Consider the following 18439-nt stretch of genomic DNA (forward strand, 5'->3'; position numbering starts at 1 on the left):
CGCCACGAATTCAACAAAAATAGATCTGTTTCAACTTTTTTTAGGCATTGAACCGTTACACTGTGGTTATCCGGTTCCCTGGCCTTTGTGACGACAGACCCGTCCCATGGATCCCTTTTCTGCGAGTGGGCATGGCGCCCCCTTCTACCCTGAGGTAATTGTTACATGATCAGCGTTTTTGATATCTTCAAAATCGGTGTTGGCCCCTCCTCTTCCCACACTGTCGGCCCCATGAAGGCAGCCAAACAGTTCGTGGATGAACTGCGTGCTGGCGGCAAGATCCGTGACATCACCCGGATCCAGGTCGATGTATATGGCTCCCTCTCCTGGACTGGCAAAGGCCACCACACGGATACTGCCATCATCATGGGTCTGGCGGGCAACCTGCCGGAGAACGTCGACATCGACGCCATCCCCGAATTCATCTCCCGCGTGGAGCAGACCGGTCGTCTGCCCATCGGCCTGCACTGCCACACCGTCAGCTTCCCCAAGGGCGCCATGATCTTCCATGACGAGGCCCTGCCCCTGCACGAAAACGGCATGAGGCTGACCGCCTTCATCGAAGATGACGCCGTCTACAGCAAGACCTACTACTCCATCGGTGGTGGCTTCATCGTCGACGAAGAGAACTTTGGCAAGGGTGACAGCGGCGACATGTCCGTCAGCTATCCCTTCAAGAGTGCCGCCGAGCTCATCGCTCACTGCAGCCAGAGCGGTCTCTCCATCTCCGCCCTGATGATGGAAAACGAGAAGTGCTTCAACACCCCGGAAGAGATCTACAAGAAGCTCGGCAAGATCTGGACCACCATGCGGGAAGGGATCGAGCGCGGCTGCCGCACCGAGGGCGTCCTCTCCGGCCCGCTGCGCGTACCGCGCCGCGCCGCGCCGCTCTACCGCCAGCTGACCACCAACGAGAACCTCTCCAACGATCCCATGAACATCGTGGACTGGGTCAACATGTTCGCCCTGGCGGTGAGTGAAGAGAACGCCGCCGGTGGCCGCGTCGTCACCGCGCCGACCAACGGCGCCGCTGGCATCATCCCCGCCGTGCTGGCCTACTACGACAAGTTCATCCAGCCGGTGGGCCGCGACGAGTACACCCGCTTCTATCTGGCCGCTGCCGCCGTCGGCATGCTCTACAAGATGAACGCGTCCATCTCCGGCGCCGAAGTGGGCTGCCAGGGTGAAGTGGGCGTCTCCTGCTCCATGGCCGCCGCCGGCCTGACCGAGCTGATGGGCGGCAGCCCCGAGCACGTCTGTGAAGCCGCCGAGATCGGCATGGAACACAACCTGGGTCTGACCTGCGACCCGGTGGCCGGCCAGGTACAGGTACCCTGCATCGAGCGCAATGCCATCGCCGCCATGAAGGCGGTCAACGCCTCCCGCATGGCCCTGCGTCGCACCTCCAAGCCGCGCGTGTCGCTGGACAAGGTGATCGAGACCATGTACATCACCGGCAAGGACATGGACTCCAAGTACCGCGAGACCTCCCGCGGTGGCCTGGCCATCAAGGTGATGCAGGTTGCCTGCGACTAACGCCGGATCGCGATGACATGAAAAAAGCGGGATATATTCCCGCTTTTTTTTTGGTCGCGATTTAAGGGGCAGCGTTCGTGGATAAAGGGAGGCCGACAAGGGATAAAAAGAGACGGGCATATCACCTCCACCCGTTCGCCGTGACAGGAGAACGGGGGAGAGCTATTTCACGATGCGATCGGCCAGGGTGCCGACGGCCACCACGAAATAGGGGGAGCGATTCCAGTGACGCAGTACCCGGTAATTGTCATAGGCAAGGTAGCTTCGCCCGTGAATATCGTCAGGGCGGATGAGGGAGGCCTGCATGTCGACCACAGGCAGAGGTGAGCCGTCCTGCTGGCGAACCCCGAGGGCCTGCCAGGTCGCCAGGGACTTGCGGGTATCAAGCCCCAGCAAGGCGGGGTCCAGCCGTTCTGGCTCAGATAATTGGCAGCCGATCCAAATACATCCGCGAGATTGCCCCAGAGATCCTTCTTGCCGTCCCCGTCCTGATCCACCGCGTATCGCAGGAATGACGAGGGCATGAACTGCACCTGTCCCATGGCCCCCGCCCAGGATCCCTTGAAGTTGGCGGGGTTCACATGTCCCTGCTCCAGAATGCGCAGGGCATCGAACAACTCGCCTTTGAAGAAGGCTTCACGGCGACCGTCCCAGGCCAGGGTCGAGAGAGAAGAGATAAGGGGATAATGGCCGGTTATTTTGCCGAAATTGGTTTCAATTCCCCACAAGGCAACAATAAAGCGGGGTTGAACCCCATATTCCCGGCCTATTTTTGTGAGCAGCGGCAAATGCTGGCGATATAAGGTTTGGGCTTGCTTGACTTTCCATTCCGGCACCGCCCGGGGAATATATGTGTCCAGGGTCAGTTTGAATTCCGGCTGATTTTTGTCGTGCCTGATGGCGGCATCGACAAGATGTACATCCGCAAAGGCCGCACTCACCGTCTCGGGCAACATGCCCGCCGCCAGCGCCTGCTCTTTGAGGCTTGCCACGTACTGGTCAAAATCGGGGCCAGCCTGCACCGGCGATCCCGACAGGGCGCCTGACAACAGCAGTGCCAGCCGCCCCGCCTTCATCGTGCGCCCTTTAATTGCGCCTTGTGCTGCTCCAGCAGGTTTTCCGGTGGCGGTGGCACCTGCAGATAAAAGCCCTGGCTCTTCAGGGCGGCCATCACCCGCTCCGTGGAGGCCAGCCCCAGGGGCTTGGCCGGGTCCAGTTTGGTCATCAGGACCAGTTCGGGACGCCCGAAGGTACTCATCAGCACCTCGGGAACGCGGGAAAAGTCCTCTCTTCGTTCAATAAAGAGATAGGTCTCGGCTTTTTTGCGACTTTTATAGACTGCACACAACATGGAAATTGATATAATCCGACGGGTTTATTGCCTCTGGTGGTGGCAAACTATAACATCAGGAATTGAATAACAATAACGTATTACCGTCTCGGTTCGGGGAAGATTCATGGTTGAACGCGATAACGAATTGAAAGGGACCACCTTCACTATTTCTGTGTTGCATCTCAGCGATGGCAATCCGGCCCGGATCCGACAACTGCTGGAGGCCAAGGTCGCGCAGGCCCCCCAGTTTTTTAATTGTGCCCCCCTCGTCCTCAATGTGGAACGCCTTGAGGTGATCCCCGATTTCGAACAGCTCAGGGAGCTGGTCGAGTCGGAAGACTTCGTGCTGGTCGGGATCACGGGGGCGCGGGACGAGGCGATGAAGACGGCCGCCAAGGCGGCAGGCCTCGCCGTCATGGTGTCAGGCAAGAGCCGCAAGGCAGAACCTGAGCCGACGCCGCCAGTGCCTGAGCCCAAGCCAGTGGAGGCCGCACCGATTCCTCCGGTGCCAGCGCCCGTGGAGGCAAGCAAGGTCCACGTGGGCCCGGTGCGCTCCGGTCAGCAGATCTATGCAGCCGGCACCTCGCTGGTGGTGCTGGGCTCGGTGAGCCCTGGCGCCGAAGTCATCGCCGATGACAGCATCCATGTTTATGGTGCCCTGCGTGGCCGAGCCATCGCAGGGGCCAAGGGCAATCCCAAGGCCCGCATTTATTGCCAGCAATTGCAGGCCGAGCTGCTCTCCATCGCGGGCACCTTCCAGCTCAGCGATGCATTGCCTGCAGGCGTGATACAAGAGCCGGTCCATATCCGGCTCGACAATGAACAACTTCGTATAGACCGAATCAAATAGAGTTACAAGGAAGCGAGAATGGCGCGAATCATAGTCGTTACATCGGGCAAGGGTGGCGTTGGCAAGACGACAACCAGCGCGGCACTGAGCACCGGTCTGGCCCAGCGTGGCCACAAGACCGTGGTCATCGATTTTGACATTGGTCTGAGAAACCTGGACCTCATCATGGGTTGCGAGCGGCGCGTGGTCTATGACTTCGTCAACGTCATCAACGGGGAAGCCAACCTCAACCAGGCCCTCATCAAGGACAAGCGTTGCGAAAACCTGTTCATCCTGCCCGCCTCCCAGACCCGGGACAAGGATGCCCTGACCCGTGAAGGGGTGGAGAAGATCCTGGATCAGCTGGCGGAGATGCAGTTTGACTACATCGTCTGCGACTCCCCCGCCGGTATCGAATCCGGCGCCCTGATGGCGCTCTATTTCGCCGACGAGGCCATCGTCACCACCAACCCGGAAGTCTCTTCCGTGCGTGACTCGGATCGCATCCTCGGTATCCTGGCCTCCAAGTCCCGCCGTGCCGAGCGCGGTGAGGATCCCATCAAGGAGCACCTGCTGCTGACCCGCTACTGCCCGACCCGCGTCAACCGCGGCGACATGCTGAGCGTGCAGGACGTACAGGAGATCCTGGCCATCAAACTGCTCGGGGTGATCCCGGAGTCCCAGGCGGTGCTGCGCGCCTCCAACTCCGGCGAGCCGGTCATTCTGGACAAGGAGTCCGATGCCGGTCAGGCCTACGAGGACGCCGTCGCCCGCCTCTTGGGTGACACCAAGGATTTCCGTTTTCTGGAAGAAGAGAAGAAAGGCTTCTTTAGCCGACTGTTCGGGAGTTAAGCATGTCATTATTGGATTATTTTCGTTCCAACAAGAAACAGAACACCGCACAACTGGCCAAAGAGCGGTTGCAGATCATCGTGGCTCACGAGCGTTCATCCAGAGGGGGGCCGGATTACCTGCCCCAGCTCAAGCAGGACATCCTCGACGTGATCCGCAAATACGTGCAGATCGACCCGGACAAGATCACCGTCCAGCTTGATCAGAAGAGTGACGAATTGTCGGTGCTGGAGCTCAACATCACCTTCGCCGACGACCAGAAGAAGGGATGAGCTGACGCACCATGCGCGACCCCTTCCCCCAATGAAGACCGGATCCTTTCCCAGGATCCGGTTTTTTAATGCCTGGCGTCCCGGCATCTCGCCAAGGGCATCAGGGCCAGCTAGAATACCGCGACCCCGAGGCGCTGCCGACGGACTTTCCCTCCCCCCTTATCTGGAACACGGCTTTTATGTCTTTGAATGACGAAATGCACAGCGTCGAGGAACTGCTCGACACCGCCCTCGAACTCTTCATGGAGCTGGCCTCCGACAACCTGCCCGAGCAGGAGATCGTCCGCTTCAATCAGGAGTTCAACGACCGCGGCCTGCTGGCGGAGACTGATCCCGCCGACGACTGGGCGGCCGACGTGGGATTTGAGGTGAGCGACGCCGACTATGCCGAGATCTGGGTCGGCCTTGGCAACGAACAAGAAGAGTACGAGCACCTGTTTGCCCGCATGCTGCTCTCCCGCCGCGTCGACGAGAAGTTCTGCCACATCGAATGGCTGCCCCAATAATTCCGGATCCCGATGATCCTGGCCACTATGACTGGGACGGCGGGCCCGAGCCCGTGAGGCCTTCGCGCAGACGGCGACTGCTGGGCTGGCTCGGCAAGCTGCTGCTGGCCGCCTTTGCGAGCACCATCGTCTCGGTCGCGCTGCTGCGCTTCATCGACCCTCCCATGTGGACCTGGCGCCTCGAACGCGCCCTGTTTCCCCCTGCCAAGGTGGCCGAGGTGAAGCACGACTGGGTGCCGCTTGAGCAGATTTCCCGGGAGCTGCAACTGGCGGTGATCGCCGCCGAGGATCAGCGCTTTGCCGAACATCACGGTTTTGACATGGACGCCATCAGCTCGGCCCTCAGGCACAACCAGCAAAGCGGGCGGGTGCGCGGTGCCAGCACCCTCAGCCAGCAGACCGCCAAGAACCTCTTCATGTGGAGCGATCGCAGCTTCCTGCGCAAGGGGATAGAGGCCTGGTTCACCCTGTTGATGGAGCTGGGCTGGGACAAGTCCCGCATTCTCGAGGTGTATCTCAACATCGTGGAGTTCGGACCCGGCATCTATGGCGCCGAGGCGGCCGCCAGGCACTACTTCGGCAAACCGGCGATACGCCTCACCCGCTACGAGGCCTCCCTGCTCGCCGCCGCCCTGCCCAATCCCTGGCGTTATCGGGTCAAGCCCCCCTCACCCTATGTGCAACAGCGCTCGGCCTGGATCCGTCGTCAGATGGGTCAACTCGGGCAAGTCACCCTGAACCGGGTTCACGGTACAGAGTAGCGCCATCCTGCGGATCAGAGGCGGGCCCCAGATGGCCGCCGACGGTTTCCCGATGAAGGGGCAGATAGTGCCACCACCAGGTTTCGCGCCGCCGCTTGATCTGCCTTCTGTACTGTCGTCGCTTCATCTTGCCAGGCCGCCCCGTCACGCCGCCCCTGCTGGCGGCTCTGTTAACCTTATCCCCTGATCCCGCCATTTGACAGCACGGCGTCACCGCCCCCGGGCTGGCTGCCCATCCCAATACTTGTTAAAGTGGCGAACCTGGACGTATCTGGAGTGATTTCATGGAACAACGTAGCCCGGATCAGCTGGTCGAGTGGGCCTATGATCAGTTTCTGGAGCAGGCCGCCGACATGCTGGCCCCCGAACAAATCGTCGACATCACCCTCGAGTTCGAGCAACGTGGCGCGGTGGAGGCAACCCTGCCCAATGCCGACTGGTCGACCGAACTCGGCGAGCCGGTGGACATGGCACGTTGGGCCGAGGTCTGGGTCGGCTTGCTGGATCATCAGGACGAGTTCGAGGTGATCTACGCCACCTTCCTCCTCCCACGGGATCAGAGCGAGCACGACGTGCATATCCGCTGGCACCGCCAGCAACAGGCATAAGAAAAGGCGCCCCAGGCGCCTTTTTCGTTTTTTGCGATGCCCGAGTCAGGGGCGTGCTGCGATGGCCTTGGCCAGACAGCGGCGACACCAGCAGGCGCTGGCATCGCTCATGGGCAGCGCGGGAAGCTGGCTGCACCAGCAGCGCTCGATGGGTTCCCCCGCCGACACGGCGCAGAACGCCGGCTCGCCGCAGCCCGGGCAGGCATGGGTGCTCTTCGAGCCATCGAGCTCGGCCATGCGGGCCAGCTGGGCCTCGCTGTCCATGACGGACCACTGGCCTATCTCGGTCAGGGTGCGGCCACAGCCGAGACAGAGCCCCTCCTTGGCCCGGCAGTCACCGATGCAGGGACTCGGCACCTTATTCGTCCCCTGCCGGCGTGTCGGAGCCCACGAGGCGGATGCTGTGCTCCTCGATGACGATCTTGCCCTGCTTGTAGAGGCCGCCGATCGCTTTCTTGAAGGTGCCCTTGCTCATGCTGAACATCTTGTAGATGACGTCAGGATCGCTCTTGTCTCCCACCGCAAGGCTGCCCCCCTGCTTTTGCAGGCGCAGCAGGATGCGCGCACCGGCGTCATCCATCCGGGCCAGCCCCGGCTTTTGCAGGGTCAGGTCCAGCTTGCCATCTTCGCGCACCTGCTTGACCCAGGCGGTCAGCGGTCGGCCCGTCATCACGCGGCCGAACACCTCGTTCTTGAACAGCATGCCGGCGTACTGGCCATTGACCACGGCCTTGATGCCAAGGGGGGTGTGCTCCCCCGGCAGCACCGTCACCTCGTCACCGCTCTTGAAAGGAGGGTCGATGCGCAGGAAGCGCTCCAGACGGCTGGTGCCGACCATGCGCCCTTCGTTGTCCAGCATCAGGTGCACCAGATAGACATGGCCCACCTGCATCGGCTTGTTCTGCTCGCGGCTTGGTACGAAGAGATCCTTCTTCATGCCCCAGTCGAGGAAGGCACCAATTTTGTTGGCGTTGACCACCTTGAGACCGACGATGTCCCCCACCATGGCGAAGGGCTTGTCGGTGGTGATCACCGGCTCGCAATCCGCATCCAGATAGAGGAAGACGGACACCTCGCTCTCCTCGGCGACGCCTTCCGGCAACTGGCGCCTGGGCAGCAGCAGCTCGCCGTATTCCCCCGCCGCCAGCCAGGCGCCGCGCTCCTCGATCTCGACGACGGTCAGGGTGTTCATCTTGCCAATCTGTAACATGGTGATCTCTTCTTTCAATATCCGGATGGGCCCATCTCATGGAAGACCCGTCATATAGAGGTGCATCGCCGCCGTCGGATGAGAGAGGACGGGGCCGATTTATGTCATGCAGGCGCGCATGTTACCCCAGAGCGGCAGCAGGACCTAGCCCCTCCCCCCTGTGTCTGACCTCTTTTCCCGCTCCCGGGCGGCCAGATTGACGATATTAGCAGCATTCAGTTCCCCCTTTGCTGCAAATAACCCCACTTTTAGGTAGACTTCGCGGCCGTCAAATCCAGAGGAAGCGTCGATGAACCCAGCCACTCGTACCCGTCATCTCAATCAATGGATCCAGACCCACAGCCAGCAGGAGATGAGTTACCCCGCCCTGCACGGCTTCCTGTGCGCCCGTCTGACGGGGCCCGTGGCCCCCGACTGGCAAGATCCGCTGGCCGGCCTGCTGCCTCATGATGCAGCGCTGGACGAGAAGAGTGCCGAGGCGCTGCATCACCTGATTGCCGAGCTGGAAGCCCAGGCCGACGACGCGCAGCTGGCCCTGCCGAGCCAATGTCGCCTCTCTACCGACAACCCGGAGCAGGTGTTTGACAAGCGCCATCCTCTGGGCCAATGGAGCTATGGCTTCAGTCAGGGGGTGGCCTGCTGGCCGGCGCCGACCGATCTGAACGATCCGGCGACCCGCCATCGCTTCAGCCTGGTGGCCGAGCTCTGCCTGTTTCGCGACAAGCCCATGGCCATGATGCTGCACCAGGCTGCGGCCAGCGAGCTCCCCTTCCTCGATTTTTGCAAGCGTCAACGCCAGCAGATGAAGACGGCCCTCAACCTCCTGCTCGGCCAGGATCACTACGAGGCCGAGCCTGAAGAGAGCCCGTCCCTGGACAACGAGCAGACTCGCCAGTGGCAGCAGTGGTTCGAGCTGGCGGCAGAGAGCCGCGATCCCCTCCCTCGCCTTGGCTGGTTCGAGCGCATCATTGCCGATGCCAACCTCCTGTTCGATGAGGCATTCTGGCAAGCCCACGCGGGCCATGGCTGGCAGGTCCCCGAGGCACGCCCTCTGATCGCGGCCAGGGCCGGTCGAGCAGATTGCCTGCTGCGACTTGGGCAGCTTGGGCAGGCACGGGATGAGTACCTGTCCCTGCTCGCCCTCTGCCGCGCCGACGAGCCCGCTTGCCGCCACCCCCTCTCCACCCTCTATGCCTGGCAAGGGGAGTGGGATGCCCTGCAACAACTGCTGGTGCGCTTTGATGAAGCCTCCTGCTGGCTGCTCTACAACAAGGCCTTGATGAGCTTTGTCTGCGAAGGGGAAACGGCGGCGCGCCCTCATCTGGCGGCGGCAATGAGGGTCAATCCCCATGTGCCCGCCACTTTGCTGGGCCAGCGCCGCTTGCCCAAGCAGGAGCCTCGCCGCTGGCAGGGAGGCAGCCGTGACGAGGCGGCGCTCTACGCCTTGCAGAGTCGCGAGGCCTGGCTGACCCACAACGCCTTGATATGGCTGCGAAAGAGTGCGGGCAAGCAGGCCAGTTGAGACCCCAATTGCCGATTCGATGACAGAACACGTGCGCAAACGCACATTTTTCTGGTGACTGGTCAGACAAATGCCCCTGTGTTACGTATCATCAAGGCCAAAGTATCAAGAGAAACTGCACCCGATGCAGCCGCCACAGCAGGATGTCATATGTCGAAGATCATTGAGCTGCTCGCGCACTACCCTCCTTATCAGCTGGTTCACGCCGCTGAGATGGTGCGCGATACCTTTGAACAGTTTTATCAGCAGCGGTACCAACTCACCGTGCCCCAGTGGCGCCTGATGATGGTGCTCGGCCCCCACTACCCCATCAGCCAGAAGGAGCTGGTGGAGGCGAGCGGCATGGACAAGGTACGGATTTCCCGCGAGATCCATCGTCTGGTGGAGAAAGGCATCCTGTTCACCGAGAACAGCGTGCAGGACAAGCGCATCAGCCTGGTCTCCTTCACCCCGGCGGGGCTCACCCTGTTCCAGCAGCTCAAGACGGAGGCGGGAAGCTGGCAGCACACCCTCACCGACTATCTGCCGGCCGAGGCGCGTCAGAGCATTCGCCTGCACCTGCAGAGCGTCAGCGATGCCATCGAACAACTTCACCTGCTGGACAACGAGCAACCCTCATGAAGCTGAACAACTTTGCCACCATGGATGTCAACATGCTGCTGAGCCTGGTCAACATGCAGCTGCGTGATCACTACGAGGATCTCGATGATCTCTGCCGGGCGCAGGATCTCGACAAGGAGGCCCTGGTCGCCAGGCTGGCCAGCGGCGATTTCCACTATCAGGAAGATCAGAAGCAGTTCAGATAGGGATCCGGATCACAACCCGACCCATGCCGCTGGCTCCGTCGGCAAAAGCTGCTAAGGTGGTGGCTACCCGGTCAGTTGATGTTCGCAAGAGGTATGGATACATCTTGTTGTCACAGACTGCGGTTAGCCTCTCGTTCACCACCCGCAGCCAAGGATGACCCATGATGCGCCTCATTCGACCAACCAGCCTGATCACCCTCTGCACATTGCTGGTGATCAGCCTCTTCCTCCCCCAGGTCCCCAGCAGCGCCGAGCAGTGGCTCACCACCCTGCTGCTGGCCTCCCTCGTGGCGGTCTTTCTGATGGTCGGCAGCGGCTGCCGCCACTTCCTGCGCGAATAACGACGCCAGAGCGTGATGCCTGCCCAAAAACAACAACGCAGCCCGAGGGCTGCGTTGTTGTTTCAGGATACTGGGGGCCAAGACCCCGAGTGGCATCAGTAAGCCAGGGTTTCCAGCTGCTCCTTGGCCTGCTCGATCCCCTTGGCTTGCGCCTCCGGCCCCATGCCCATGCCTTCGGCATAGATGAAGTCCACTTCGTTGATGCCGATGAAGCCCAGCACGGTACGCATGTAGGGGGTCACCAGATCGGTGGCATTGCCCACGTGCATGCCGCCACGGGGGCTGACCACCAGGGCGCGGGTGTTCTCCACCAGGCCGACCGGACCGGTCTCGGTATAACGGAAGGTTACGCCGGCACGGGCCACCAGATCGATCCAGTTTTTCAGCTGGGTCGGGATGTTGAAGTTGTACATGGGGGCCGCGATGATCACCAGATCGCTCGCCTTGAGCTCGGCGACCAGCTCGTCGGACTGGGCCAGCACCGCTTGCTGACGCTCGTTCAGGTTCTCGCCACCACGCAGGCCCATGGCCAGTTCGCCGTCCAGCACCGGCAGGTTCAGGGTCGCCAGATCGCGTACCTGGATGGTGTCACCCTGGCGCTCGGCCAGGTAGCCGTCGATCAGGGCGTTGGATTGGGAATACTGGCCCAGGATGCTGGACTTCAGAACGAGGATATTGGCCATGGTGAAACTCCATTTGATTGTCAATTGAACAGCCAGGCTGTCGATGGAGGTCACTATAAAGATTGGCATTAAAGCCTGATAGCGAAAATAGATGCTCAAGTCATTCAAAAAATTTGATGTCTGTGCATTTCCTCGGCAGAGAGGGGCTCATCAAACTCCACACCCTTGGCATGACAAACGATTGCCGTTATGATCCGCCGCACTTTTTGTACGTGATCCGGATCTCATGACCTCCTCCCGCAGGCACTCCCCCTTTGCCGGCGCCGTCTGGATGATGGTGGCAGGCCTCTGCTTCGCCGCCGTCAACAGCCTGAGCCAGTATGTCAGCTTCACGCTCGGCCTACCCTCGACCCAGGTCGCCTTTCACCAATATCTGATCGCCCTGGTCTGCCTGCTGCCCTGGCTGGTGCGCCACGGTCTGCGCCAGTCCCTGATGACGAACCAGCTGCGCCTGCACCTGCTGCGGGTCGCCCTTGCGGTGACCGGCATCCAGTTCTGGCTCTGGGCACTGGCGGTCCCCGTCCCCATCTGGCAGGGGATCGCGCTCTTGATGACCTCCCCCCTGTTTGCCACCCTGGGATCAGCCCTCTTTCTCAAAGAGCAAGTGAGCCGGGCCCGCATTCTCGCGACCCTGGCGGGGTTTGTGGGCGCCATGCTGATCCTGGCACCCTGGACCGACGACTTCACCCTGGCCTCCCTGCTGCCGGTGGCGGCCGCCCTCTTCTGGGCAGGCTACTCCTTGCTGGTGCGCTATCAGGCAGCCAGCGAGTCGTCCCACACCATCGTCGTCTACCTGCTCGTCTTCAGCACCCCGTTCAACGCCATGCTGGCGATCCCTGAATGGCAGTGGCCGAGCGAAACCCAGTGGCTGCTGGTGGCCGCCTCGGGCGTACTGTCGGCACTGGCCCAGATGTCCATCGCCCGCGCCTACAGCGTGGCGGAGGCCTCCTTCGTGCAACCTTTTGATTTTGCCAAGCTGCCCATGAACGTGCTGGCCGGCTGGCTGGTATTTGGCTGGGCGCCCCCCGGTCGCTTGTGGCTGGGGGCGGCCATCATCATCGGCGCCATCACCCTGCTCACCCATCTGGAGCAGCGCGCCCACCCACCCACTTCCTGAGGTACGCCATGCGTACCTCTTTTTTTGCTCACCCGGATCAGCCCTGCTGACCACCGACCTCAGGAGAGATCAGATGTTTGGAACCGCCACCCGCCCCACTGCGACCCGCGCCCTGCTGCTGGGATCAGGCGAACTCGGCAAGGAGGTCGCCATCGAGCTGCAGCGGCTCGGTATCGAGGTGATCGCCGCCGACCGCTATGCCAACGCCCCCGCCATGCAGGTGGCCCACCAGGCCCGCGTGCTGGACATGCTGGATGGTGCCGCCCTGCGCGCCCTGGTGGCCGAGGTCAAGCCCGACCTCATCATCCCCGAGATTGAAGCCATCGCCACCGACACCCTGGCCGCCCTCGAGCAGGAAGGGGTCAAGGTGGTGCCCAATGCCCGCGCCACCCAGCTCACCATGAACCGGGAGGGGATCCGTCGCCTCGCCGCCGAAACTCTGGGACTGCCCACCTCTGCCTACCGCTTTGCCCAGAGCAAGGAGGAGTTTGTGGCCGCCGTCGAGGCCATCGGCTTGCCCTGCGTGGTAAAACCGGTGATGAGCTCCTCCGGCAAGGGGCAGAGCCTGCTGCGCGACCTCGCCAGGCTGGATGAAAGCTGGACCTATGCCCAGGAGGGGGGCCGTGCCGGTCGTGGCAAGGTGATTGTCGAAGGCTTCGTTCCTTTCGAGTACGAGATCACCCTGCTCACGGTGCGCGCCGTCGATGGCATCCACTTCTGCGAGCCTATCGGCCATCGTCAGGAGGATGGCGACTACCGCGAATCCTGGCAGCCCCAGGCCATGAGCGAGCTGGCCCTGGCCCGCTCCAAGGAGGTGGCGGCCAAGGTGGTCGAAGCCCTTGGCGGCTACGGTCTGTTCGGGGTCGAGCTCTTCATCAGGGGTGACGAGGTGTGGTTCAGCGAAGTCTCCCCCCGCCCCCACGACACCGGCATGGTGACCCTGATCTCCCAGGATCTCTCCGAGTTCGCCCTGCACGTGCGCGCCATCCTGGGGCTGCCCGTCGGCACCATCACCCAGTACGGTCCGAGCGCCTCTGCCGTGGTGCTGCGGGAAGGCCACAGCCAGGATATCCGCTATCAGGGGATTGGCGAGGCACTGGCCCTGGTGCCGGGTGCCCAGTTGCGTCTCTTTGGCAAGCCGGAGATCGCCGGTCGTCGTCGCCTCGGGGTGGCGCTCGCCCGTGGGCAGGATTGCCAGGAAGCCGTGGAGCAGGCCAAGACGGTGGCAGCCCAAGTCGAGGTACTGTTCTAGGCACTCCGCTTTACCACGCAAAAACAAACGTTTATCTGCGTGATCCGGCGCAAGGGGCAGGTGACTGCCCCTTTCCCATTGAAGCACCGGGCTTATAATCCCCCCTTCACCTATGTCAGGAGTACAAGATGTTAACTGCCGTGATCTTCGATATGGATGGTGTTCTGATCGACTCGGAACCCTTCTGGCAACGGGCACAGATGGCCGTCTTCGCCGAACTGGGCCACTTCCACACCGAGGAGGACTGCAACTCCACCATAGGGGTGCGCATCGATCAGCTGGTGGCCCACTGGTACCGGATCCGCCCCTGGAGCAGCCCCAGCCAGGAAGAGGTGGTACAGCGCATTCTGGATCAGGTGATCGCGCTCATCCTGCAAGAGGGACAGCCCAAGGCCGGGGTGCTGGAAGCCCTCGACCTCATCGAGGCCCAAGGGCTCAAGATCGGGCTCGCCACCTCCTCACCGTTTGCCATGGTCGAGGCGGTGCTTGGCAAACTCGGTATCCAGGACCGTTTCATGGCGGTCCACTCCGCCGAGGTGGAGCGCTTTGGCAAACCCCACCCGGATGTCTATATCCACGCCGCCGAGAAGCTCGGCGTCGAGCCTGTGCACTGTCTCGCCATCGAGGACAGCTTCACCGGCCTGCTGGCAGCCAAGGCAGCCTCCATGACGGCGCTGATCGTGCCGGACCCGGCACTGGTCGGCGATCCCCGTCTGGTCATCGCCAACCACGAGCTGCGCTCTCTTGCCGAGCTGAACGCAGAGATGCTGGCCGGCTGGGTCAAGTAGGCAACACGGACTGACCTCCAGCCTCCCTTGATCCCGCTCATAAACGTGCGCTTGCTCGCGGTTGCGCCGCCCTGTGGCGACTAGAATCAGCAGGAGCACAGAGACGGCCCACGGGCCCGAGGAGGTCACCATGATCGAATACACCAGCAAGCGTATCGTCTGCCCCCACTGCGGCCACCACACCCGGGTCGAGCTGGATGCCAGCCAGGGGGATCAGGAGTTCTACGAAGATTGCATGGCCTGCTGCAACCCCATCCACCTGCGGCTGCACCGGGATGAAGCCCGCGACTGCCTGCAACTCTTCGTGGATGCCGACGACGAGCAGCTGTTCTGAATCCCCCTGTCCAGACACAGACAAAAACAAACGGGACCCTGTGGGTCCCGTTTGTTCTGGTGCCATCGTCAGGCTGGATCACGCCTCCCTCAAGCACGCCGCCTTCGCCGACGTCATGGTCGGAACAAACTCCACCACCTGATAATCGGCCGCCTCTGCCTGCTTGAAGGGATCCTCTGCCAGCATCGCCTCCAGGGCGTCTCGGCTCACTCCCTGCGCCAGTATGACGCCCCCGACTCGGGGTACCCGACGCCCGGACGCCAGAAAATGGCCTGCGGCATACTGCCGCTCCAGCCACGCAATGTGGGCCGGGATCAGGGCATCGATCTCCGCCAGCGGTTTCACATAAGTCAATGTCACGACAAACATAGAGAAGTCTCCAAGGCTCTGGGGCGGTGCCTCTTCCACAAGAGGGCACCTTTCCCGTGATGCCGCCCTCCTCTTCGTACCCTGGGGGCAACGCTCAGGTGGTTACTGGCGCGCCGCCAGCAACCGCTCCACCGTGTCGACGATGGCCTGGGTCTGGGGATCAATCTCGATGTTGGTCCGCCAGCCGGCCTTGACCCAGCCCAGGTTGGTGCGGGCCAGGGTCTCGGGGATCAGGTTGACGCAGAACTCGCTGGCGCGCACCTCGCCCACGGTGAGGCTGATGCCGTCGATGCCGATGTAGCCCTTGGTCAGCACGTACTTCATGAGCGCAGGATCGAGGCGATACCACACCTGGCGGTTGTTGGGGGTGTCGATGACCGAGGTCACCTCGGCCGTCCCCATGATGTGGCCGGACATGGCATGGCCGCCAATCTCGTCCCCAAAGCGGGCGGCCCGCTCCACGTTGACCTTGTCACCCACCACCAGTTGTCCAAGGTTGGTGAGGCGCAGAGTCTCTTGCATCAGATCGAAGCTGACCAGATCCCCCTCCACTCGGGTGACGGTCAGGCAGCAGCCGTTGTGGGCCACCGAGGCCCCCAGGGCCAGCCCCTCGCCCCAGGCCGGGCTCGGCATGCGGATCACGTGGGTGCGAAAATTGGGCAGTGAATCGATGGCCACCAGTTCGGCGGTCCCTTGTACGATGCCGGTGAACATGAGTCTCTCCAGGCTGTGAAAATTGTCGGCAGGTTACCCCCGGCCACCTTGCAAGACAAGGGTGCCGGCTGACAAGGAGAAGCGCGATCGCTATAGTGACCCCAATCAATCCAGACTGAACGAGGAAACAAAAATGCAGGTATATCAATGCTGTGAAGCCATTCGCATCGCCTACAACCAGATTGGCTCCGGTGAGCAGGGTTATGTGCCCCAGGCCATTGCCGCCAGCATACGGGCGCTCAACGCCGTGGCCTCCGACGAGCGGGTACCGGCGGATCTGCGCGAGCAGGCGGCCTATGCCGCGGCCAACCTGCTGATCAGCGATCACGAAGACGCCTGATCCCGGCTACAAATCTGCCGCCGACCTTCCCCGTTGGCGGTTTTTCAGGCTAGAATGACACCCCCGCATTTTGTCTCCTCAGGACGAGGAGGCAAAAGCCCATCTCTCTTGCCCGCTCTTTCTCTTTTATCTGATCCACTCGGAGGTGTCAGTGCAACGTTATTGGTCCGAGGCGAAGCAGCTCGTTCGACTAGCCAGCCCCATTCTGGTCGCCCAGGTGGCCCAGATCGCCATGAACTTCGTCGATACCGTGATGGCGGGACAGGTGAGCGCCGTGGATCTGGCCGCCGTGTCGGTGGCGTCCAGCTTCTGGTTGCCGATCATCTTGCTGGTGCAGGGCATCATCATGGCCCTCACCCCCATCGTTTCCCAGCTCAACGGCGCCCGCAAGCAGGATGAGGTGCGCCCCGCCGTGCACCAGGGCTTCTGGCTCGCCCTCATCGTCACGCCCATCGCCATGGTGGCACTCTACTTCAGCCCCCTGGCACTGCAGTTCATGGATGTGGATCCCGTCATGGCGGCCAAGACTGCCGGCTACCTGCACGCCATCCTGTGGGGCCTGCCCGCCTTCGTGATGTTCCAGGTGCTGCGCAACTTCAGTGAGGGGCTCTCCCACACCATGCCGACCATGGTTATCGGTTTCGTGGGGCTCGCGGTCAACATCCCCGCCAACTACATCTTCATTCACGGCCACTTTGGCATGCCGAAACTCGGCGGCGTCGGCTGCGGCGTGGCCACTGCCATCGTGCTCTGGGCCATGCTGCTGGCGATGATCGTCTATGTGAAGTGCTCTGCCCACTTCAAGCGCATCAACCTGTTCGCCCAGCTGGCACGCCCCAACGGCAGCCGGATCTGGCGCCTGTTTCGCCTGGGGTTTCCCATCGCCATGGCCATCTTCTGCGAGGTGACCCTGTTTACCGTGGTGGCCCTGATGCTGGCCCCCTTCGGTGCGGAGACGGTGGCGAGTCACCAGATTGCGCTCAACTTCTCCAGCCTTGTCTTCATGCTGCCCTTGTCCATCGGTGTCGGCGTGACCATCCGGGTCGGTCACAACATAGGGGAAGGTCAACCGGATCAGGCCAGGGTCGCCGCCCGCACCGGCCTGATGCTGGGCATGGGCGTCGCCGCCGCGACCGCCGCCCTCACCGTGCTGCTGCGCGACCCCATCGCGGGGATCTACACCGACGACCTGCAGGTGATCGGCCTCGCCGCCACCCTGCTCTTCTTCGCCGCCATCTACCAGATCTCCGACTCGGTGCAGGTGGTGGCCGCGGCGGCCCTGCGCGGTTACAAGGACACCCAGGCCATCTTCTACGTCACCATCGTCGCCTATTGGGGGCTGGGTCTGCCCACCGGCATGATCCTGGGGCTGACCGACTGGGTGGTACCGCGCATGGGCCCGCAGGGCTTCTGGATAGGCTTCATCGTCGGTCTCACCTCCGCCGCCCTGATGCTGGGCGCGCGGCTGCGCATCATCTACGGCCGCTTCGCCAGCCCCGCGGCCTGCACCGCCCTCTCCCGGGCGCAATAGGGCGCGGCCAGGGGCACGGGGAGCCGCACTTTTGGGGCGGCTCGCCTGTAAAATCAACAGGCTGCACAAGAACTGGGCAAACAGTCTCCTTTGTGCATGTCCCTTGTTGACAGCCTTGGGGGCCATGGGTAGTATGCCGACCACGCCAGCAGTGCTGGCGGGATAAAACGGGTCTTCAGCCCGGTTTATGAAGTGGGTTTATAGCTCAGTTGGTTAGAGCACTACCTTGACATGGTAGGGGTCGTTGGTTCGAATCCAATTAAACCCACCACTTTTCGTGATGCGTCCTTAGCTCAGCTGGTTAGAGCACCACCTTGACATGGTGGGGGTCGGTGGTTCGAATCCACTAGGACGCACCATCACGAAACCCTGTTATGCGTCCTTAGCTCAGCTGGTTAGAGCATCACCTTGACATGGTGGGGGTCGGTGGTTCGAATCCACTAGGACGCACCATAACAGTTTGAATAAATTGCAGATATGAATTTGATGTGGGTTTATAGCTCAGTTGGTTAGAGCACTACCTTGACATGGTAGGGGTCGTTGGTTCGAATCCAATTAAACCCACCACTCTCCTGCAAATACAAAGTCGCCTTGCGCACCCTGCGTCCTTAGCTCAGCTGGTTAGAGCATCACCTTGACATGGTGGGGGTCGGTGGTTCGAATCCACTAGGACGCACCAGATTAGAAAAGCCCGCTCCTCGAGCGGGCTTTTTGCATTGCTCCGCTCTGACACCC

The 18439-nt window shown here is 61.8% G+C and carries 23 protein-coding genes, 5 tRNA genes and 1 pseudogene; 22 read left to right on the top strand and 7 right to left on the bottom strand.

The window, feature by feature from the left end; translation table 11 throughout:
- The first annotated feature begins 165 nt into the window (after positions 1-165).
- Entirely contained in the window at positions 166-1536 is a 1371-nt protein-coding gene (locus AB5Y53_RS09710; protein ID WP_039039104.1) for an L-serine ammonia-lyase, read from the top strand.
- 162 nt (positions 1537-1698) lie between these two features.
- Here AB5Y53_RS09710 and AB5Y53_RS09715 read toward each other — a convergent pair.
- Positions 1699-2612: pseudogene (locus AB5Y53_RS09715) on the bottom strand (lytic transglycosylase domain-containing protein).
- Positions 2609-2887, bottom strand: a complete 279-nt coding sequence (locus AB5Y53_RS09720; RefSeq protein WP_029314494.1) for a YcgL domain-containing protein — start codon at positions 2885-2887, stop codon at positions 2609-2611. The pseudogene AB5Y53_RS09715 and the gene AB5Y53_RS09720 overlap by 4 nt, the downstream one beginning before the upstream one ends.
- A gap of 106 nt (positions 2888-2993) precedes the next feature.
- Here AB5Y53_RS09720 and minC point away from each other — a divergent pair, with 106 nt between their 5' ends.
- The 6 genes from minC to AB5Y53_RS09750 all read left to right on the top strand — a co-directional run bounded on the left by minC (position 2994) and on the right by AB5Y53_RS09750 (position 6697).
- On the top strand, positions 2994-3719 hold the full coding sequence (gene minC, locus AB5Y53_RS09725) for a septum site-determining protein MinC (protein ID WP_368181852.1): 726 nt from the start codon (positions 2994-2996) through the stop codon (positions 3717-3719).
- Between the two features lie 18 nt (positions 3720-3737).
- Positions 3738-4550: a septum site-determining protein MinD gene (gene minD, locus AB5Y53_RS09730; protein ID WP_010674647.1), complete on the top strand. Its 813-nt coding sequence runs from the start codon at positions 3738-3740 to the stop codon at positions 4548-4550.
- Positions 4551-4552: 2 nt separating this feature from the next.
- The gene (gene minE, locus AB5Y53_RS09735; RefSeq protein ID WP_010674646.1) at positions 4553-4822 is read left to right on the top strand and encodes a cell division topological specificity factor MinE; all 270 of its coding nucleotides are present in this window, start codon (positions 4553-4555) and stop codon (positions 4820-4822) included.
- A 179-nt stretch (positions 4823-5001) separates the two neighbouring features.
- Complete coding sequence (locus AB5Y53_RS09740) at positions 5002-5328, top strand: HI1450 family dsDNA-mimic protein (RefSeq protein WP_029314491.1); 327 nt, start codon at positions 5002-5004, stop codon at positions 5326-5328.
- A 53-nt stretch (positions 5329-5381) separates the two neighbouring features.
- Complete coding sequence (gene mtgA / locus AB5Y53_RS09745; RefSeq protein ID WP_080767838.1) at positions 5382-6089, top strand: monofunctional biosynthetic peptidoglycan transglycosylase; 708 nt, start codon at positions 5382-5384, stop codon at positions 6087-6089.
- A 284-nt stretch (positions 6090-6373) separates the two neighbouring features.
- Complete coding sequence (locus tag AB5Y53_RS09750; protein WP_010674643.1) at positions 6374-6697, top strand: HI1450 family dsDNA-mimic protein; 324 nt, start codon at positions 6374-6376, stop codon at positions 6695-6697.
- A 45-nt stretch (positions 6698-6742) separates the two neighbouring features.
- Here AB5Y53_RS09750 and AB5Y53_RS09755 read toward each other — a convergent pair whose 3' ends face one another.
- A complete protein-coding gene (locus AB5Y53_RS09755; RefSeq protein WP_042863822.1) occupies positions 6743-7054 on the bottom strand; it encodes a DUF1289 domain-containing protein in 312 nt (103 codons plus the stop codon).
- 1 nt (position 7055) lies between these two features.
- Complete coding sequence (locus tag AB5Y53_RS09760) at positions 7056-7925, bottom strand: S1 RNA-binding domain-containing protein (RefSeq protein WP_042014378.1); 870 nt, start codon at positions 7923-7925, stop codon at positions 7056-7058.
- A 271-nt stretch (positions 7926-8196) separates the two neighbouring features.
- Here AB5Y53_RS09760 and AB5Y53_RS09765 point away from each other — a divergent pair, with 271 nt between their 5' ends.
- From AB5Y53_RS09765 to AB5Y53_RS09780, 4 genes are all read left to right on the top strand, one after another.
- Positions 8197-9429 carry a UPF0149 family protein gene (locus tag AB5Y53_RS09765; RefSeq protein WP_201969019.1) on the top strand — a complete coding sequence of 411 codons (1233 nt, stop codon included), beginning with the start codon at positions 8197-8199 and terminating at the stop codon, positions 9427-9429.
- Positions 9430-9579: 150 nt separating this feature from the next.
- A complete protein-coding gene (locus AB5Y53_RS09770) occupies positions 9580-10050 on the top strand; it encodes a MarR family winged helix-turn-helix transcriptional regulator (RefSeq protein ID WP_010674639.1) in 471 nt (156 codons plus the stop codon).
- Positions 10047-10235 carry a DUF4250 domain-containing protein gene (locus AB5Y53_RS09775; RefSeq protein ID WP_043155974.1) on the top strand — a complete coding sequence of 63 codons (189 nt, stop codon included), beginning with the start codon at positions 10047-10049 and terminating at the stop codon, positions 10233-10235. The genes AB5Y53_RS09770 and AB5Y53_RS09775 overlap by 4 nt, the downstream gene beginning before the upstream one ends.
- Positions 10236-10396: 161 nt before the next feature.
- Entirely contained in the window at positions 10397-10576 is a 180-nt protein-coding gene (locus AB5Y53_RS09780; protein ID WP_041215220.1) for a hypothetical protein, read from the top strand.
- Between the two features lie 95 nt (positions 10577-10671).
- Here AB5Y53_RS09780 and AB5Y53_RS09785 read toward each other — a convergent pair whose 3' ends face one another.
- Positions 10672-11259 carry an FMN-dependent NADH-azoreductase gene (locus tag AB5Y53_RS09785; RefSeq protein ID WP_039039094.1) on the bottom strand — a complete coding sequence of 196 codons (588 nt, stop codon included), beginning with the start codon at positions 11257-11259 and terminating at the stop codon, positions 10672-10674.
- A gap of 226 nt (positions 11260-11485) precedes the next feature.
- On the opposite strand from AB5Y53_RS09785, the gene AB5Y53_RS09790 reads away from it, so the two are divergent.
- From AB5Y53_RS09790 to AB5Y53_RS09805, 4 genes are all read left to right on the top strand, one after another.
- Positions 11486-12376, top strand: a complete 891-nt coding sequence (locus tag AB5Y53_RS09790; protein ID WP_041211382.1) for a DMT family transporter — start codon at positions 11486-11488, stop codon at positions 12374-12376.
- A gap of 73 nt (positions 12377-12449) precedes the next feature.
- A complete protein-coding gene (purT, locus tag AB5Y53_RS09795) occupies positions 12450-13628 on the top strand; it encodes a formate-dependent phosphoribosylglycinamide formyltransferase (protein WP_041215222.1) in 1179 nt (392 codons plus the stop codon).
- A 128-nt stretch (positions 13629-13756) separates the two neighbouring features.
- Complete coding sequence (gene hxpB, locus AB5Y53_RS09800; RefSeq protein WP_042014370.1) at positions 13757-14416, top strand: hexitol phosphatase HxpB; 660 nt, start codon at positions 13757-13759, stop codon at positions 14414-14416.
- Positions 14417-14546: 130 nt separating this feature from the next.
- Positions 14547-14750: a CPXCG motif-containing cysteine-rich protein gene (locus AB5Y53_RS09805; protein ID WP_005336871.1), complete on the top strand. Its 204-nt coding sequence runs from the start codon at positions 14547-14549 to the stop codon at positions 14748-14750.
- A 78-nt stretch (positions 14751-14828) separates the two neighbouring features.
- On the opposite strand, the gene AB5Y53_RS09810 is transcribed toward AB5Y53_RS09805, so the two are convergent.
- Both AB5Y53_RS09810 and AB5Y53_RS09815 read right to left on the bottom strand, forming a co-directional pair.
- Positions 14829-15119 (bottom strand): YciI family protein, encoded by a 291-nt coding sequence (locus AB5Y53_RS09810; protein ID WP_029314482.1) that lies wholly within the window; start codon positions 15117-15119, stop codon positions 14829-14831.
- A 102-nt stretch (positions 15120-15221) separates the two neighbouring features.
- The gene (locus AB5Y53_RS09815; RefSeq protein ID WP_368181854.1) at positions 15222-15833 is read right to left on the bottom strand and encodes a riboflavin synthase subunit alpha; all 612 of its coding nucleotides are present in this window, start codon (positions 15831-15833) and stop codon (positions 15222-15224) included.
- Between the two features lie 133 nt (positions 15834-15966).
- On the opposite strand from AB5Y53_RS09815, the gene AB5Y53_RS09820 reads away from it, so the two are divergent.
- The 7 genes from AB5Y53_RS09820 (at position 15967) to AB5Y53_RS09850 (ending at position 18383) form a co-directional block, all read left to right on the top strand.
- Positions 15967-16173, top strand: coding sequence for a YaeP family protein (locus tag AB5Y53_RS09820; RefSeq protein ID WP_010674629.1), 207 nt, complete (start codon positions 15967-15969; stop codon positions 16171-16173).
- Positions 16174-16324: 151 nt separating this feature from the next.
- Complete coding sequence (locus AB5Y53_RS09825) at positions 16325-17704, top strand: MATE family efflux transporter (RefSeq protein ID WP_368181855.1); 1380 nt, start codon at positions 16325-16327, stop codon at positions 17702-17704.
- Between the two features lie 194 nt (positions 17705-17898).
- Positions 17899-17975, top strand: a tRNA-Val gene (locus tag AB5Y53_RS09830).
- An 11-nt stretch (positions 17976-17986) separates the two neighbouring features.
- Positions 17987-18063: transfer RNA gene (locus AB5Y53_RS09835), tRNA-Val, on the top strand.
- 17 nt (positions 18064-18080) lie between these two features.
- Positions 18081-18157, top strand: a tRNA-Val gene (locus AB5Y53_RS09840).
- A 37-nt stretch (positions 18158-18194) separates the two neighbouring features.
- A tRNA-Val gene (locus AB5Y53_RS09845) sits at positions 18195-18271 on the top strand.
- A 35-nt stretch (positions 18272-18306) separates the two neighbouring features.
- Positions 18307-18383, top strand: a tRNA-Val gene (locus AB5Y53_RS09850).
- Positions 18384-18439 lie beyond the last annotated feature (56 nt).

The sequence above is a fragment of the Aeromonas sp. R7-5 genome, from assembly GCF_040908015.1.
In the GTDB taxonomy this organism is placed as follows: domain Bacteria; phylum Pseudomonadota; class Gammaproteobacteria; order Enterobacterales; family Aeromonadaceae; genus Aeromonas; species Aeromonas caviae.